This window comes from Microbacterium sp. MDV22-iso44 (genome assembly GCF_058629135.1).
Genome location: NZ_JBZVWS010000001.1, coordinates 36077 through 53244, shown reverse-complemented (window position 1 = coordinate 53244; position 17168 = coordinate 36077). Strand labels below are relative to the sequence as shown.

Genomic DNA, 17168 nt, shown 5'->3' with positions numbered 1-17168 from the left:
CGACGAGGGAGGGGGCCGTCGGTCGTGTGACGCCGGCCCGATCGTCGCCTCAGGCTGCGGCGGGGCGGCGGTCCTTGACGGTGGACGCGTAGACGTCCTCGTACTCCTGCTCCCCCATCCGCTGGAGCGCGACCATGATCTCGTCGGTCACCGACCGCAGCACGAAGCGGTCGGACTCCATGCCGTAGAACCGGCTGAAGTCGAGCGGTTCGCCGATCACCATGCCGACGCGCCCGACACGCGGGATGGAACGTCCGATCGGCATGACGTCGTCGGTGCCGATCATGACCACGGGGATGACGGGGACGCGCGCCGTGAGCGCCATGCGCGCCAGACCGGTCCGGCCCCGGTACAGCTTGCCGTCGGGGCTCCGGGTCCCCTCGGGATAGATCCCCAGGATGTCGCCTCGTCCGAGCACCTGGAGTCCGGTGTTGAGGGATGCTTCCGAGGCCTTGCCGCCGGTGCGGTCGATCGGGATCTGGCCCGTCCCCTGCATGAAGACGCGGGTCGCCCACCCTTTGAGGCCCTTGCCCGTGAAGTAGTCGCTCTTGGCCAGGAAGGACATGGGCCGGTCGATCATCAGCGGCAGGAAGATCGAGTCGCTGACGGACAGGTGGTTGCTGGCGATGATCGCCGCGCCGGATGCCGGGATGTTGCTGCGTCCCACGATCCACGGACGGAAGATCGCCTTCACGATCGGCCCGATGATCAGGTATTTCAGGACCCAGTAGATCATGTCAGACCCGGCCGCCCGCGAGGTCGGCGACACCGATGAGACCGGCGTCGTTGCCCAGGGTGGCGATCGAGAACGAGGCGATGGGCCGCTCGCCGTAGCCGGGAAGCGCCGTCGCATACGCTTCGCGCACGGGATGCAGGAGACGTTCGCCGAGGTCGGCGACGCCGCCGCCGATGACGAAGAGCGCGGGGTCCAGAACCGCCTGGAACCCACCGCACGCCTCACCCAGTGCGGTCGCGACCCGGTGGACCGCCTCGAGCGCGCCCTCGTCACCCGCGGCGATGAGGGCCTCCATCGCCGCGGCAGGGACGATACCCTCGGCCGTCCGGGCGGCGGCGAGGCCGGCTCCGAGTGCGCCGGATGCCGCGATGTCCGCGGCCTCCCGCTGCAGCGCCCGTCCCGAGGCGTACTGCTCGAGGCATCCGTTCTGACCGCATCCGCACGCGCGCCCGCCCCGTTCGAAGCGGATGTGGCCGAGCTCGGCCCCGATGCCGTTGCCGCCGACCAGGAGTTCGCCGTCGATGATCGCGGCTCCGCCGACACCCGTGCCGAGGGTGATCATCACCATGTCGCTGACATCTCGCCCCGCACCGAAGCGGAACTCGCCCCACCCCGCGGCGTTCGCGTCGTTCTCGAGTGTGACGGGGCGGCCGATGCGCCGCTCGAGCTCGTCGCGGAGCGGTTCGTCCGCCCAATCGATGTTGGGAGCGTGCAGGATGACCGAGCGGGTGGCGTCGATGAAGCCCGCGGCCGCCACACCGACGGCGTGGACGACGCGATCGGCGACCAGCTCGTCGACCATGGCCGCGACCGCGTCCGCAAGGGCATCGGGGTCCGTCGGCGTGGGCACGCGGCGCCGATCGACGATCGTCCCGTCCGGATCGACGACGCCGCCGGCGATCTTGGTCCCACCGATGTCGATGCCGACGTTGAGCACGCCACTCCCCTCCGCGCGTGCGCGGTCGCACGGCATCCGTGAGTCTAATGGGGCGGGCGAATCCCGACAGTCGCCGCGGGACCGAGGATCACCATGCCCTAGACTCGGTCGCACCTGACGCCACCCGGTACCAAAGGAGTTGCCGCCCATGAGCGCCGTACAATTCGACGTCCCCGCCGTCGTCGCCGCGGATCCGACCGCGAACACCTCGGACATCCTCGTGGAGCGGGTGAAGGCGACTCCGTCGCTCGCCCTGTTCGCCGTCCCCGACGGAGGCGGCTGGCGCGACATCACCGCGGCGGAGTTCCACCGCGAAGTCCTGGCGCTGGCCAAGGGCCTCGCGGCCAGCGGCATCCAGCCCGGCGACAAGGTCGCCTTCCTGGCGCGAACGACCTACGACTGGACCCTCGTCGACTTCGCGCTCTTCTTCACCGGGGCCGTCATGGTGCCCGTGTACGAGACCAGCTCGCCGTCGCAGATCGAGTGGATCCTCAGCGACTCGGGCGCCGTCGCCATGATCGTCGAGAGCACCGTGCATGCGGAGCGCGTCGCCGAGATCCGTTCGGACGTCCCGCTCCTGCGCGAGGTGTGGACGATGCAGGCGGGTGACCTCGACGTGCTGCGCTCGCGCGGCACCGACGTCACCGACGACGAGATCGAACGCCGTCGCTCGCTCGCAGATGCGGACGACATCGCCACGCTCATCTACACGTCCGGCTCGACCGGCCGCCCCAAGGGGTGCGTCCTCACCCACAAGAACTTCGTCGAGCTGTCGCGGAACTCCGCCGTCGCGCTCAGCGAGGTCGTGCAGCAGCCGGGCGCCGCGACCCTCCTCTTCCTCCCCCTCGCGCACGTCTTCGCGCGTTTCATCTCGATCCTCAACATCCACGGCGGGGTGAAGACGGGGCACGAGCCCGACACGACGAAGCTCCTCGCGGGTCTGGGGTCGTTCAAGCCGACCTACCTGCTCGCCGTGCCGCGGGTGTTCGAGAAGGTCTACAACTCGGCCGAGCAGAAGGCGGAGGCAGGCGGGAAGGGCAAGATATTCCGAGCGGCGGCCGCCGTCGCCGTCGAGCACTCGCGTCGACTGCAGGACGGGGAGAAGATCCCGCTCGCGATGAAGGTGAAGTTCGCCCTGTTCGACCGTCTCGTCTACAGCAAGCTGCGCACCGCGATGGGGGGCCGGGTCGCCCACGCCGTCTCGGGGTCCGCCCCGCTCGGCTCGCGCCTCGGGCACTTCTTCCACAGCCTCGGCGTGCAGATCCTCGAGGGGTACGGCCTGACCGAGACCACGGCGCCCGCGACCGTGAACCTCGCGACGAAGTCCAAGATCGGCACGGTCGGACCGGCCCTCCCGGGTGTCGGCGTCCGCCTCGCCAACGACGGCGAGATCGAGGTGCGCGGCGTCAACGTCTTCAAGGAGTACTGGCGGAACCCCGAGGCCACCGCGGCCGCATTCGACGACGGGTGGTTCCGCACCGGCGACATCGGGTCCTTCGACTCGGAAGGCTATCTGACGATCACCGGTCGCAAGAAGGAGATCATCGTCACCGCCGGCGGCAAGAACGTCGCCCCAGCCGTCCTGGAAGACCCGATCCGCGCCAACCCGATCGTCGGTCAGGTCGTCGTCGTCGGCGACCAGAAGCCGTTCATCGGCGCCCTGGTCACCCTGGACCGCGAGATGCTTCCGACGTGGATGGGCAACAATGGGCTGGCGGCCGACATGCCGATGTCGCAGGTGATCACGCACCCGAAGGTCCTCGCCGAGGTCCAGACCGCCGTCGACCGCGCCAACTCGTCGGTCTCCCGAGCGGAGTCGATCCGCAAGTTCGTGATCCTCGACACCGAGTGGACCGAGGCATCCGGCCACCTCACGCCGAAGATGAGCATCAAGCGCAACGTCATCCTCTCGGACTTCGCCGCCGACATCGACGAGCTCTATCAGGCCAACGTGTCGACGACGAACATCTCGCTCGGCAACTGAGCACCACGACGAAAGGCCCCGGAGATCCGGGGCCTTTCGTCATCGGCGGGTCAGAACCAGTCCGACTCCCGCACCTCGCGCATCGCCTGCCGGCGGACATCCTTCGGCAGACGATCCAAGTAGAGGATGCCGTCGAGGTGATCGCACTCATGCTGCAGCGCCTGGGCGAGCAGGCCCTCGCCCTCGATGACGATCTCTGCGCCGTCGAGGCCGAGCCCCGTCACACGCGCCCACGGGTGCCGGAGGGCGTCGTGCCAGAGGCCCGGAACGGAGAGGCATCCCTCCCCCGTCGGCTCCGGATCACCGGACACCTCGAGCACGGGGTTGAGGACGTACCCGATCACTCCGTCGACGTTGTAGCTGAAGGCCCGGAGCGCGACTCCGATCTGCGGCGCCGCCACGCCGGCGCGGCCCGGCTCGGCGACCGAATCGACGAGATCGGTGACCAGACTCCGGACACCGTCGTCGATGTCGTCGATGGGTGCACATGTTCCTCGGAGCACGGGGTCGCCGAAGATGCGGATGGGACGGACGGCCATCAGCGGACCGTCCCCGCCGCACGGAGCCCTTCGACGACGACCGCAGCAAGCTCCCGCGCAGCGAGTCGCGTGGCGGGGTCGAGGTCGCGGAAGGTGATCGGTCCCCCCGTGGCGATGTGCGAGTCGTAAGGGATCGTCACTACCGCGCGCACCCGCGACCGGAAGTGGGCTTCCAGCTCGCTGGGTCGGATGAGGCTCGCGCCGGGACGCGAGGTGTTCAGCACGACGACGGCATCGCGGGCGAGGTCGGCGTAGCCGTTGGACTCGAGCCACGACAGCGTCTCGGAGGCGAGCTTCGCCTCGTCGACGCTCCGCCCCGCGACGATGAGAAGCTGGTCCGCCAACTCGAGCGTGGCATCCATCACGGAGTGAACGATGCCGGTCCCGCTGTCGGTCAGGACGATGGAGTAGTAGTGAGCCGCGATGGCCGCCACATCGTGATAGTCCCGATCGCTGAACGCTTCGGAGAGGTGCGGGTCGGCGTCGGACGCGAGGATGTCGAGGCGGGTCTCGTCGCGGGCCACGAGGGCGGACAGGTCGTTGAAGCCGTGCACCTCGGCACGCGAGCGCACCAGGTCGCGCACCGTCTTGCCGCTGGAACGCTCGATCCGTTCGGCGAGCGTGCCGCGATCAGGGTTGGCGTCGATCGCGATCACCCGGTCCTCGCGGGCGTCTGCGAGGGCCATGCCGAGGAGGGTGGTGACGCTGGTCTTGCCCACACCGCCCTTCCGGGACAGGACGGGCACGAACTTCGCACCGCCGACGAGGGGAGCCGCGATACGACGGCCGAGTTCCTTCCGCGCGCGGACGCGAGGATTGTCCGCCAGGACGACCCGGCGGCCCGTGGCGGTGTAGACCAATCGCTGCCACAGGCCCTCGGGCTCGGACGGAGCGACGCGCGCGCGGTCGATGAGCCGGTCGGCGGTGAGGAGGTCCGGACTCTCGCGATCGGCACCGAGCTGGTCGAGGCGCCGCGACTGCAGCGGCTCCTCGTCGATGCGGGCACCGCGCACGCGTTCGAGGGCGTGCTTGTCCGTCGCGACTGCGTGGTGAGCCGCGCGGCGGGTGGTGCCCGTCTGCGTCGACACGGCGGTCGTCGTGGGGGGCACCACCTCGGCGTCGACCACGTCCTCGGTCACCTCGGCAGGCGACGCGTCGGCGGCGGGTTCTTCGACCGAGATCGGCTCCTCCAGTGTCGGCTCCTGAGTGGTGACGTCGTCCTGATCGGCAGAGATCGTCGTGGTCGCGACATCCTCGTCGTCGACGTAGTCGTCGTCATCGTCGGAGAGCGGCGGCAGCGCGAGATCGATCTGCGCCGTCGCCCCCTCGACGATGCCGATGCCGGTGGTCTCGAGGTTGTCGGTGCGCTCGAGCACACCGTTGTCGACGTCGTCCGACGTCTCGTTGTCGTGCTCGCGCATCACGGGGGTCACTCCTGGTGGTTCTCGGGGCTCGAAAAGCCCGACGCACCAGGTTAGTCCGCGGGACGGACCACGAGCAAAAGGTCGCCGGCCTCGACCTGCGCCGTCGACGCGATGACGATCCGCTCCACGACGCCGTCGACGGGAGCGGCGATCGCCGCCTCCATCTTCATGGCCTCGATGGATGCGACGGGCTCACCCGCCCGGACCTTCCTCCCCTCCTCGGCCTTGACGGTGACGACGCCCGAGAAGGGTGCTGCCACCTGGCCAGGCTTCGACGTGTCGGCCTTCTCGGCCTGCCGGGCCTCGACCGAGACGGCGCGGTCGCGCACGGTGACCGGACGGAGTTGACCGTTGAGGGTCGCCATCACCGTCCGCATCCCCTTCTCGTCGACCTCGCCGATCGCTTCGAGCCCCACGTAGAGCTGAACGCCGCGCTCGATCTCGACGACGTGCTCCTGGCCGGGCCGCATGCCGTAGAGGTAGTCGATCGTGTCGAGGACGCTGAGGTCGCCGAACGTCTCCCGCACCTCGTGGTAGGCCTTCGTCGGCGCAGGGAACAACAGCCGGTTGAGCGTATGACGTCGGGTCGCCGAGTCGGCGTTCAACGCCGCCGCGTTCTCTGCCGAGATCTCCGTCACGCCGACCCTCCTCGACCGACCGGCGAGAACCTTCGAACGGAACGGCTCCGGCCACCCGCCCGGCAGGTCACCGAGTTCGCCCGCCATGAAGGCGACCACCGAATCGGGGACGTCGTACTTCTCTGGGTTCGCCTCGAAGTCCGCGGGGTCGGCCTTCACCGCCGTCAGGTGAAGCGCGAGGTCGCCCACGACCTTCGACGACGGCGTCACCTTGGGGATGCGACCGAGCATGCGATCCGCCGCGGCGTACATGTCCTCGATCAGTTCGAAGTCCTCCGCCAGCCCCAATGCGATGGCCTGCTGACGAAGGTTCGACAGCTGCCCGCCGGGGATCTCGTGATGGTAGACGCGTCCGGTGGGGCCGGGCAGCCCGGACTCGAACGGTGCGTACAGATTGCGCACCGCCTCCCAGTACGGCTCCAGGTCCGTGACCGCCTGCAGATCGAGGCCGGTGTCGCGGTCGGTGTCGGCCATCGCGGCGACGAGCGCCGAGAGGGAGGGCTGACTCGTGGTGCCCGACATCGGCGCTGCGGCGACGTCGACGGCATCCGCCCCCGCCGCACTGGCGGCCAGGAGCGTCGCCAGCTGTCCGCCGGCGGTGTCGTGCGTGTGGACGTGAACCGGAAGGTCGAATCGCTCGCGGAGCGCCGTCACGAGCTTCGTCGCGGCAGCGGGCCGGAGCAGACCAGCCATGTCCTTGATCGCGAGGACGTGGGCCCCGGCCTCGACCATCTGCTCCGCGAGACGGAGGTAGTAGTCGAGCGTGTAGAGGTCCTCCGCCGGGTCGAGCAGGTTTCCCGTGTAGCAGACGGCCGTCTCCGCGACCGCCGTCCCCGTCGCCAGCACGGCCTCGATCGCGGGGCGCATCTGACTGACGTCGTTCAGCGCGTCGAAGATGCGGAAGATGTCGACCCCGGATGCGGCGGCTTCGGCCACGAACGCGTCGGTCACGCTCGTCGGGTACGGCGTGTACCCCACCGTGTTGCGACCGCGTAGGAGCATCTGGATCGCGACGTTCGGGAGCGCGGTACGCAACGCGTCGAGCCGCTCCCACGGGTCCTCGCCGAGGAAGCGGAGTGCCACGTCGTACGTCGCGCCGCCCCATGCCTCCACCGACAGCAGTTGCGGCGTCAGCCGGGCGACGTGCGGCGCCACGCGGACGAGGTCCTTCGTCCGCACCCGGGTCGCCAGGAGCGACTGGTGTGCGTCGCGGAACGTCGTCTCGGTGACGGCGAGGCCGGGCTGCGCGCGGAGCGCCTCGGCGAACCGCTTCGGCCCCAGCTCGAGCAGACGCTGACGCGATCCCGGCGCCGGTTCCGCGTTCAGATCGACCGCGGGGAGCTTCGCGGCGGGATCGGTGTGGACCGGGCTGTCGCCGTTCGGCCGGTTCACCGTCACATCGGCCAGCCACGAGACGATCTTGGATCCCCGGTCCTTCGACTCGCGGCCGAGGACGAGCTCAGGACGCTCGTCGATGAAGGCCGTGCTGAGGTCGCCCGCGACGAAGGCGGGGTCGTCGAGGACACGCTGCAGGAAGGGGATGTTGGTCGAGACGCCGCGGATGCGGAACTCCGCCAGGGCGCGCCGGGACCGGATGACGGCCGCCTCGAAGTCGCGACCACGGCAGGTCAGCTTCGAGAGCATCGAATCGAAGTGCGGGCTGATCTGCGACCCGGCCGCGGTCGTACCTCCGTCGAGACGGATGCCGGCACCCCCCGGCGAGCGATAGGTCGTGATCTTGCCGGTGTCGGGGCGGAAGCCGTGCGCGGGATCCTCGGTCGTGATGCGGCACTGCAGCGCGGCTCCGCGCAGCTGGATCTGCTCCTGACGGAGACCCAGGTCGGCCAGCGTCTCCCCCGATGCGATGCGCATCTGAGATTGAACCAGATCGACATCCGTGACCTCCTCGGTCACGGTGTGCTCCACCTGGATGCGAGGGTTCATCTCGATGAAGACGACCTCGCCGGTGCGCGGGCCCGCCGTCTCGAGGAGGAACTCGACGGTGCCGGCGTTCTCATATGCGATCGATTCGGCGAAAGCGACGGCGTACGCGTGCAGGCTCCGGCGGATCTCGTCGTCGAGGTTGGGCGCCGGCGCGATCTCGACCACCTTCTGGTGGCGACGCTGCACCGAGCAGTCGCGCTCGAAGAGGTGGACGGTGGTGCCGGCCTTGTCGGCGAGGATCTGCACCTCGACGTGACGGGGTCGCTGGACGGCCTGCTCGAGGAAGACGCGGGCGTCGCCGAACGCGCTGCCCGCCTCACGCATCGCCTCGGACAGGGCGGGCGGGAGCGCATCCGGGTGCTCGACGCGACGCATCCCTCGCCCGCCGCCGCCGGCGACGGCCTTCACGAAGATGGGGAAGCCGATGTCGCCCGCCTGCGCGACCAGGTGATCGATGTCGTCGGATGCCTCGGTCGAGCGGAGGACGGGCACACCTGCCGCGATGGCGTGCTGCTTCGCCGTGACCTTGTTTCCGGCCATCTCGAGAACGGTCGAGGACGGGCCGATGAACGCGATGCCGTTGGCCGCGGCCTTCGCGGACAGCTCGGGATTCTCCGACAGGAACCCGTAACCGGGGTAGATCGCGTCCGCGCCGCTCTCGAGGGCGACCCGGATGATCTCGTCGACGTCGAGGTACGCGCGGACCGGATGCCCCACCTCGCCGATCTGGTAGGCCTCATCCGCTTTCAGCCGATGAAGCGAGTACCGATCCTCGTACGGGAACACCGCCACCGTGCGGGCCCCCAGCTCATACGCCGCGCGGAATGCGCGGATGGCGATCTCTCCGCGGTTTGCGACCAGAATCTTCCGAAACATGCTCTTCCCCTCTACAGGGTGCGGGGCCGCTGCGTCGGGGCCGCCGAGGTACGGGCTGAGTACCCTCACAGCCTAGGGGACGGTAACGTGGTCGCTTGTGCACGTACTCTCCGTCAGCTCCCTCAAAGGTGGCGTCGGCAAGACGACCGTGACCCTGGGCCTCGCCTCCGCGGCGTTCGCGCGCGGGGTGCGGACCCTTGTCGTCGACCTGGACCCGCAGTCCGACGTGTCGACGGGGATGGACATCCAGGTGGCGGGGCGTCTCAACGTCGCCGACGTCCTCGCGAATCCCAAGGAGAAGGTCGTCCGGCAGGCGATCACCTCGAGCGGCTGGGCGAAGGTCCACCCCGGGACGATCGACGTCATGATCGGCAGCCCCTCGGCCATCAACTTCGACGGACCGCACCCGAGCGTCCGCGACGTCTGGAAGCTCGAAGAGGCGTTGGCGACCATCGAGGCGGACTACGACCTGGTCCTCATCGACTGCGCGCCGTCGCTGAACGCCCTCACCCGCACGGCGTGGGCGGCATCCGATCGCGTCGTCGTCGTGACCGAACCGGGTCTCTTCTCGGTCGCCGCCGCCGACCGCGCGCTCCGCGCCATCGAGGAGATCCGTCGCGGCCTCTCGCCGCGCCTGCAGCCCCTCGGGATCGTCGTCAACCGTGTGCGCCCGCAGTCGATCGAGCACCAGTTCCGCATCAAGGAACTCCGCGACATGTTCGGTCCGCTCGTCCTCACCCCTCAGCTGCCCGAGCGCACCTCGCTGCAGCAGGCTCAGGGCGCGGCGAAGCCCCTGCACATCTGGCCGGGCGACTCCGCACAGGAGCTCGCCGCGGACTTCGACTCGCTGCTCGACCGGATCGTCCGCACCGGCAGGATCCCCGTCTCCGGAGCCGTCTCCCCCGCCTGACCTCCGGGCGCACGACAACGGGCGACGCGCGTCGTGCGCCGGCGTCGCCGAAGTGTCAGGCCGAGCGGGCTGAGCGACGAGCCGCGAGCTCGTCCATCTGCTCGGGCTGCTGAGCGTCGAAGTCGACCAGCGTGGTCTCGACCTCGCGGAGCACCTTTCCGACGGCGATGCCGAAGACGCCCTGGCCCCGACTGACCAGATCGATGACCTCGTCGTTCGAGGTGCACAGATACACAGAGGCTCCATCGCTCATGAGCGTGGTCCCGGCGAGGTCGCGGATGCCGGCAGCGCGCAGCTGGTCGACGGCGATGCGGATCTGCTGCAGCGAGATACCGGTGTCGAGAAGACGCTTCACGAGCTTCAGGACGAGGATGTCGCGGAAGCCGTACAGTCGCTGCGATCCCGACCCGCTCGCCCCACGGACCGTGGGCTCCACCAGTTCGGTGCGCGCCCAGTAGTCCAGCTGGCGGTAGGTGATACCGGCTGCGCGAGCCGCTTGGGCACCGCGGTAACCGACTTCGTCGTCCATCTCGGGGAGGCCGTCGGTGAACAGGAGCTCTGTCGAGAACTTCTGCTCGCCCAGCGCGTCGTGCGCAGTCATCGAGGCCTCCTGCAGGTGATCGGTTCTTCAACGCTAGAGGAGGGAGGGGCCTCGGGCAATGACATCCGACTCCCGGGCCTCGGCGTGTCGCGGAAGGGACTCACGGCGTCAAGCGCTCGAGCGCGGCGCTGACGAACACCTGCCGGATCTCTTCGAGACGCCGTGCCAGCTCGGGCGCCACCTCACTGGCCTGCGCGCGCGAACCGGCATCCGTTCGGCGCAGCAACGGGGCGATGGCGCTCTCGATCAACGAGACCTCGCGCTCGGCGCTCTGACGGATGGTGCGGATGTGGCGAGGCTGGATGCCGTGCGCGTTCAGCGCGACGAGCGACCGCAGGACTCCCAGTGCTCGCTCGTCGAAGGTGTCGGCGGGAGCGATGATCCCCGCGGAGACGGCTTCGTTGAGCAGTGTCGCGGAGGCGCCGGCCGTGCTGAGGAGCTCGTCGCGACGGTAGCGTCGCGACGTGTGAACGATGGAGGCGGGAGGAGCGGGAGCGACGTCGTCGCCGTGTTCTTCGAGGTACTCGCGGATGCGGGCGAGCGGGATGCCGAAGTCACGCTGCATCGTGAGAGCCGTCCGCAGCCGCTCGACGTCAGCCGAGGAGAACTTCCGGTACCCCGAGTCGGTGCGCACGGGAGTCACGATGCCCTGGACTTCGAGGAAGCGGAGCTTGCTCGCCGTGAGCGCGGGGAATTCGGGACTCAACCGAGCGAGGACCTGACCGATGCTCAAGGAGCCCGAGGACGCTGCTCGTCCCCGGGTCGCGGCGGCCGGGCTCACGCGCTGATCGCCCGCTCGGCAGGAGCCACGAAGAAGTTGAGACGGAACTTGCCCACGCGGACCTCCGCGCCGTCCGTCAGGGTTGCGCGATCGACGCGCTCACCGTTGACGTAGGTGCCGTTCAGCGACCGCTGGTCGATGAGCTCGAACGTCGCACCCGTGCGGGTGATCTCGGCGTGACGACGCGACACCGTCACGTCGTCGAAGAAGATGTCGGCCTCGGGGTGACGACCCACGGTCGTGACGTCGGTGTCGAGCAGGTAGCGGGCACCTGCAGTCGGGCCCGAACGCACGATCAGGAGCGCGGCACGCGCCGGAAGGGCGTTGATCGCCTCGACCTCCGCCGCCGTCAACTCCGCGCCGAAGGGCACGAAGGAAAGGTCCGAGTCGTGCCCGAACGTCTGCGTCGAGTCCACGAGACGCGGGTGCGCCGAGGTCTCGGCACCACGATGGATGTCGCCGCCCGGTCGCTGATTGTCGTCCACGATGTCCTCCTTCTTCCACAGTAACCGATCGGTCACGCTCCCGGTTGCCGGGCACCCCGGATCGGGGCGCGCGGAGGGGCGTTGTCCTGGATGTCGTCGGGCACGACGAGCCGCTCCCCGCCTGGGTAGCCTGACGCACATCGTCCCCTTCTCACAAGGAGCAGATCGCGTACCTCCCCCGCCGTGCGACCCGATCATCTTCGCGGCGGTCGGAGTCGTCCTCGCCGTCGCGATCGTGCGCGGACGACGGGGCGCCGCGAAGGAGTGACGGCACCCGCAGCGGGCTAGGCTTGTCGCATGCCTCACTACGACGTCGTCATCCTCGGTGCCGGCCCCGGCGGCTATGTCGCGGCCGTCCGCTCAGCACAGCTCGGACTGTCCACCGCCATCATCGAAGAGAAGTACTGGGGCGGTGTCTGCCTCAACGTGGGCTGCATCCCTTCGAAGGCTCTTCTGAAGAACGCCGACCTCGCGCACACCTTCACCCACAAGGCCGACCTGTTCGGCATCAGCGGTGACGTGAGCTTCGACTTCGGCGTCGCGTGGGACCGCAGCCGCAAGGTCGCCGACACCCACGTCAAGGGCATCCACTTCCTGATGAAGAAGAACAAGGTGACCGAGTACGACGGTCGCGGCACGTTCCTCGACGCGAAGACCATCGAGGTCGCGAAGTCCGACGGCTCCACCGAGACCGTCACCGCCGACAACGTCATCATCTCGACCGGCTCGACCGTGCGCCTCCTGCCCGGCGTCACCCTGAGTGAGAACGTCGTCACCTACGAGGAGCAGATCCTCACCCGTGAGCTGCCGAACTCGATCGTCATCGTGGGCGCCGGTGCCATCGGCATGGAGTTCGCGTTCTTCATGAGCAACTACGGCGTGAAGGTGACGATCATCGAGTTCCTCGATCGCGCGCTGCCCAATGAAGACGTCGAGATCTCGAAGGAGATCCAGCGCCAGTACAAGAAGTACGGCATCGACATCCTCACCTCGACCAAGGTCGAGTCCGTCGTCGACTCCGGAGACAAGGTCACCGTGTCGTACTCGGCGAACGCCGACGGCGCGAAGGGTCAGATCGAAGCCGACAAGGTGCTCATGTCCATCGGCTTCGCTCCGCGTGTCGAGGGCTTCGGTCTCGACAAGACCGGCGTGAAGCTCACCGAGCGCGGTGCGATCGAGATCGACGACTACATGCGCACGAACGTCGACGGCGTCTACGCCATCGGCGACGTCACCGCCAAGCTGCAGCTCGCGCACGTGGCCGAGGCGCAGGGCGTCGTCGCCGCCGAGACGATCGGCAAGGCCGAGACCCAGACGCTGGGCGACTACCGCAACATGCCCCGCGCCACCTTCTGCTCGCCGCAGGTCGCCTCGTTCGGGCTCACCGAGCAGCAGGCCCGCGACGCCGGCTACGACATCAAGGTCGCGAAGTTCCCCTTCTCGGCCAACGGCAAGGCCAACGGCCTGGGAGAGCCGGTCGGCTTCGTGAAGCTGATCGCGGATGCCGAGCACCTCGAGCTGCTCGGCGGCCACCTCATCGGTCCGGACGTGTCCGAGCTCCTCCCCGAGCTCACGCTCGCCCAGAAGTGGGACCTCACCGCCCTCGAGGCCGCGCGCAACGTGCACACGCACCCGACCCTCTCGGAGGGCCTGCAGGAGGCGTTCCACGGCCTCGCGGGCCACATGATCAACCTCTGATCGCAGCGGGAAGACCTATCGGATCGATGGGGTCTTCAGTAACCTGACGATCACGACTGACGCCGCCCCGAACGAAGCCGGGGGCGGCGTCAGTGCGTTAACGGGTGCGGCGGCTCAGAGACCGAGTGCGCGTTCGAGCTTGGAGCCCGACGCCGACACGTCTCCGCCGGCGGCTCGGACCAGCTCGTCGGCCGCATCGAAGACCGCGTCGCGGGCGGCGGCATCCGCGGGCGCCGCAGGCCCGAGCTCGAGTTCCCACTCGCGCCAGGCCGTCTCGACGCCCCGGCGGACATCCGTCGCGGTGACGCGGTCGTCGACGAATTCGGCGAGGAGGCCTCCCCCGGCGTCGAGGAGGGCGTAAGCGGTGCGCGAGTTCCGGATGCGAGCGAGGGGCGCGAACGGGGGCGCTGCGATCTCGGCGAGGACGCTCTCGATCTCTGCCGGGACGACGATGTGCTCCGGGTCGCCGTCGTCGAGCGGCCAGCGCGACTCGGCCTTACCCTCGGGGGTCACGCGCTTGATGTGCCACCCCTCGTCGGGGCCGCCGCTCCGGCGACGCAGGGCGACGCGCGCGCGGCCGAGCGCTCCGTCCACCGTGTCGAGATAGTGCGCGTCGAGTTCGCGGGGCTCGGGCGCGCCGACGACGGCGACGCCGGGAAGCCGTGCCCAATCGGGCAGCGGCGTCCCGGCGTCGACGTCGTAGGTCCGCTCGATCTCGAGCGAGTGCTCCGGCTCAGTCGTCAAGGGTCGAACGGTCGTCGCGCTCGTCCGCGGACGGGTCGATGTCGTCTTGAGCGGCGATGAAATGGAAGTCGGCGGACGTGGGTCCGTCGTCTTCTCCCGTGTTCTCGTCGGCGCCCGAGCGCTCGTACGTGATCTGCGTCTCGCTGTAGGGCAGGATCAGCCGATCCGTGTCCTCTTCGAGCGGGATGACCTGTCCGTCGAGCGGACCGCCGTGAAGTCGTGCAATAGCCATGATGAACCTCCGCTACCGACTCTAATCGGGCGGATGCAGCTCGACCCGATGCCTTGTCAGCGGGCCGAGGCGGTGATATCCCGGCGACTCAGAGGATCGGCGGGGTGTGCCAGATGCGGTCGATGTAATCGCGCATCGACCGATCCGACGAGAAGAAGCCGCACCGTGCGACGTTGAGGATCGCGGCGCGGGTCCACGCATCCTGGTCGGCGTACAGGGCGTCGACGCGCTTCTGCGCGGCGATGTAGTCGGTGTAGTCCGCGAGCGCCATGAAGGGATCGTGGTGCGTCAGGTTAGACACGACCGGCTCGAACACCGAGGCGTCCCCGCCGGAGAACGCACCGGAGGAGATCAGCTCGAGAGCGCGCGACAGGTTCTCGTCGGCGCGGACGAAGTCGATGGGGTGGTAGCCCCGCGCCTGCAGGTCGGCGACCTCGGGCTCGGCCATGCCGAAGAGGAAGAAGTTGTCGTCGCCGACGAGCTCGCGGATCTCGACGTTCGCACCGTCGTCCGTGCCGATCGTGAGGGCACCGTTGAGGGCGAACTTCATGTTGCCGGTGCCGGAGGCCTCTTTGCCTGCGAGCGAGATCTGCTCGGACAGGTCGGCGGCCGGGACGATGCGCTCCGCGAGGGTCACGTTGTAGTTCGGCGGGAACAGCACCTTCAGTCGACCCTCGACGCGCGGGTCGTCGTTGACGACGGATCCCACAGCGTTGATGAGGTGGATGATGCGCTTGGCCATCGCGTAGCCGGGCGCCGCCTTCGCGCCGAACACGAAGGTCCGCGGAGTCACCTGGTCGGGCGTCACGCGGCCCGAGACGATGGCGTCGTACTCCGTGATGATGTGGAGGAGCTTGAGCGTCTGACGCTTGTACTCGTGGAGCCTCTTCACCATCACGTCGAGCAGGTGGTCGTCGGCGACCGTGAGCCCGTCGCGCTCGGCGAGCGTGCGGGCGAGCACTCGCTTGTTCGCCGCCTTGACCGCACGGAAGGCGGAGCGGAACTCGGCATCGTCGGCGTACTCCTCGAGCTCGCGCAACCGATCCAGGTCGGTGAGCCACCCCGCGCCGATCGTGTCGGTGATCAGACGCGACAATCCCGGGTTGGCGAGCTTGACGAACCGACGCGGCGTCACCCCGTTCGTGACGTTCGTGAACTTGTCGGGGTAGAACTCGTCGAAGTCCGGCAGGACCTTCTCGCGGAGCAGCTGGGAGTGCAGCTCCGCGACGCCGTTGACCTTCGACCCGGCGACGGTGGCGAGGTAGGCCATCCGGATCGCCCCGTCGGGCGAGACGATCGACATGCGGCGGATCCGCTCCGAATCGTCGCCGAACCGCTCGCGGACCGCCTCGAGGAACTCGTCGTTGATCCGGTAGATGATCTCCAGATGCCGCGGAAGCAGGCGACCGAGCAGGTCAGCCGGCCACACCTCGAGCGCCTCGGGCAGCAGGGTGTGGCACGTGTAGGCGAAGCACTGCTGGGTGATCTGCCACGCGGCATCCCACTCGAGCCCCTTCTCGTCGACGAGCACGCGCATGAGCTCGGGGACACCGATGACGGGATGCGTGTCGTTGAGCTGGAAGATGACCCGGTCGGGAAGATTCGCGAGGTCGAAGTCGGCCGGCAGGATGAGATTGACGAAGTCGCTGATGGATGCCGCGACGAAGAAGTACTGCTGCTGCAGACGCAGTTCCTTGCCCTGCGGCGTGGAGTCCTCGGGGTAGAGCACCTTGGAGATGTTCTCGGCGTAGGTCTGCGCCCGCACCGCCTCCTGGTAGTCGCCGGCGTTGAAGACGCGGAGGTCGAAGCCCTGCGTCGCCTGCGCACTCCAGAGCCGGAGCGTGTTGACGCGGCCGTTGTGGTAGCCGGGGACCATGTAGTTGTAGGGCACGGCGAGGACGTTCCACGCGGGGACCCAGCGCGTCCGCGTCACTCCCCCGTCGTCGTAGGTCTCGGTGTGGCCGCCGAAGGAGACGGTCCGCGCTGCCTCGGGGTGCGGGAACTCCCAGGGCGAGCCGAGCGCGAGCCAGGAGTCGGCCTGCTCGACCTGCTGCCCGTCGACGAAGGTCTGCCGGAAGATGCCGTACTCGTATCGGATGCCGTACCCGACGCTCGGGACACCGAGGGTCGCGAGCGAGTCGATGAAGCACGCCGCGAGCCGTCCCAGTCCGCCGTTGCCGAGACCCGGCTCGACCTCCATCGCGCGGACGTCGTCGAGGTCGAGGCCGCACGCCACGAGCGCCTCGTCGGCGATGTCGGTGAGGCCCGTGGCGAGCAGGTTGTTGTCGAGCTGCCGACCGAGCAGGTACTCGGCCGAGAGGTACGCGACACCCTTCGACTGGATCGTGCGCTGACGCCGGACATCCTCGAGCCACCGTGCCATGAGGTAGTCGCGCACCGTCGCGGCGAGCGCGAAGTACCGATCGTTGGCCGTCGACGTCGACAGCGCGACGCCGCGCCCGTTGTTGAGGTTCCGGAGGAACTGGGTCACGAAGCCGTCGACGGTGGGCTCGGGTGCCTGCACGGGCGCGAGGGCGATCGGGTGAGTCGGTTGAAGGCGCGGGTTCTTCACGGTTCGACGGTACACACCCTCGCCCGGCAGCGCCGAGCGGATGCGTCAGAGTTCACACGGCGGTGAT

The 17168-nt window shown here is 68.7% G+C and carries 14 protein-coding genes; 3 read left to right on the top strand and 11 right to left on the bottom strand.

The features are described 5' to 3' along the window. Positions 1 to 49: 49 nt before the first annotated feature. Positions 50 to 736: a lysophospholipid acyltransferase family protein gene (locus AC4NN1_RS00245; protein WP_036324138.1), complete on the bottom strand. Its 687-nt coding sequence runs from the start codon at positions 734 to 736 to the stop codon at positions 50 to 52. 1 nt (position 737) lies between these two features. Further along, the gene (locus AC4NN1_RS00240; protein WP_491954857.1) at positions 738 to 1673 is read right to left on the bottom strand and encodes an ROK family glucokinase; all 936 of its coding nucleotides are present in this window, start codon (positions 1671 to 1673) and stop codon (positions 738 to 740) included. A 148-nt stretch (positions 1674 to 1821) separates the two neighbouring features. On the opposite strand from AC4NN1_RS00240, the gene AC4NN1_RS00235 reads away from it, so the two are divergent. Beyond that, the gene (locus tag AC4NN1_RS00235) at positions 1822 to 3657 is read left to right on the top strand and encodes an AMP-dependent synthetase/ligase (protein WP_491954268.1); all 1836 of its coding nucleotides are present in this window, start codon (positions 1822 to 1824) and stop codon (positions 3655 to 3657) included. Between the two features lie 50 nt (positions 3658 to 3707). Here AC4NN1_RS00235 and AC4NN1_RS00230 read toward each other — a convergent pair whose 3' ends face one another. From AC4NN1_RS00230 to AC4NN1_RS00220, 3 genes are read right to left on the bottom strand one after another with little or no spacing between them, the layout of a single operon-like run. After that, complete coding sequence (locus tag AC4NN1_RS00230; RefSeq protein ID WP_018186440.1) at positions 3708 to 4196, bottom strand: peptide deformylase; 489 nt, start codon at positions 4194 to 4196, stop codon at positions 3708 to 3710. Further along, entirely contained in the window at positions 4196 to 5617 is a 1422-nt protein-coding gene (locus tag AC4NN1_RS00225) for a MinD/ParA family ATP-binding protein (protein ID WP_311870624.1), read from the bottom strand. The genes AC4NN1_RS00230 and AC4NN1_RS00225 overlap by 1 nt, the downstream gene beginning before the upstream one ends. A 53-nt stretch (positions 5618 to 5670) precedes the next feature. After that, on the bottom strand, positions 5671 to 9078 hold the full coding sequence (locus AC4NN1_RS00220) for a pyruvate carboxylase (RefSeq protein ID WP_491954267.1): 3408 nt from the start codon (positions 9076 to 9078) through the stop codon (positions 5671 to 5673). A gap of 97 nt (positions 9079 to 9175) precedes the next feature. Here AC4NN1_RS00220 and AC4NN1_RS00215 point away from each other — a divergent pair, with 97 nt between their 5' ends. Continuing rightward, positions 9176 to 9988, top strand: coding sequence for a ParA family protein (locus AC4NN1_RS00215; RefSeq protein WP_018186437.1), 813 nt, complete (start codon positions 9176 to 9178; stop codon positions 9986 to 9988). A gap of 55 nt (positions 9989 to 10043) precedes the next feature. Here AC4NN1_RS00215 and AC4NN1_RS00210 read toward each other — a convergent pair whose 3' ends face one another. The 3 genes from AC4NN1_RS00210 to AC4NN1_RS00200 all read right to left on the bottom strand — a co-directional run bounded on the left by AC4NN1_RS00210 (position 10044) and on the right by AC4NN1_RS00200 (position 11855). Continuing rightward, positions 10044 to 10589, bottom strand: a complete 546-nt coding sequence (locus AC4NN1_RS00210; RefSeq protein ID WP_018186436.1) for a MerR family transcriptional regulator — start codon at positions 10587 to 10589, stop codon at positions 10044 to 10046. A gap of 100 nt (positions 10590 to 10689) precedes the next feature. Then, positions 10690 to 11370, bottom strand: a complete 681-nt coding sequence (gene ftsR / locus AC4NN1_RS00205; protein WP_491954266.1) for a transcriptional regulator FtsR — start codon at positions 11368 to 11370, stop codon at positions 10690 to 10692. Continuing rightward, a complete protein-coding gene (locus AC4NN1_RS00200) occupies positions 11367 to 11855 on the bottom strand; it encodes an FHA domain-containing protein (RefSeq protein WP_018186434.1) in 489 nt (162 codons plus the stop codon). Before AC4NN1_RS00200 ends, ftsR begins: the two co-directional genes overlap by 4 nt. A 297-nt stretch (positions 11856 to 12152) precedes the next feature. Here AC4NN1_RS00200 and lpdA point away from each other — a divergent pair, with 297 nt between their 5' ends. Beyond that, a complete protein-coding gene (gene lpdA / locus AC4NN1_RS00195) occupies positions 12153 to 13553 on the top strand; it encodes a dihydrolipoyl dehydrogenase (RefSeq protein WP_020097551.1) in 1401 nt (466 codons plus the stop codon). Positions 13554 to 13667: 114 nt separating this feature from the next. Here the strand turns inward: lpdA and AC4NN1_RS00190 are convergent, their stop codons facing one another. From AC4NN1_RS00190 to AC4NN1_RS00180, 3 genes are all read right to left on the bottom strand, one after another. After that, entirely contained in the window at positions 13668 to 14297 is a 630-nt protein-coding gene (locus AC4NN1_RS00190) for a CYTH domain-containing protein (RefSeq protein WP_491954265.1), read from the bottom strand. Next, positions 14287 to 14529, bottom strand: coding sequence for a hypothetical protein (locus AC4NN1_RS00185; protein ID WP_018186430.1), 243 nt, complete (start codon positions 14527 to 14529; stop codon positions 14287 to 14289). The genes AC4NN1_RS00190 and AC4NN1_RS00185 overlap by 11 nt, the downstream gene beginning before the upstream one ends. 88 nt (positions 14530 to 14617) lie before the next feature. Next, on the bottom strand, positions 14618 to 17101 hold the full coding sequence (locus AC4NN1_RS00180) for a glycogen/starch/alpha-glucan phosphorylase (protein WP_336123438.1): 2484 nt from the start codon (positions 17099 to 17101) through the stop codon (positions 14618 to 14620). Positions 17102 to 17168: the final 67 nt, after the last annotated feature.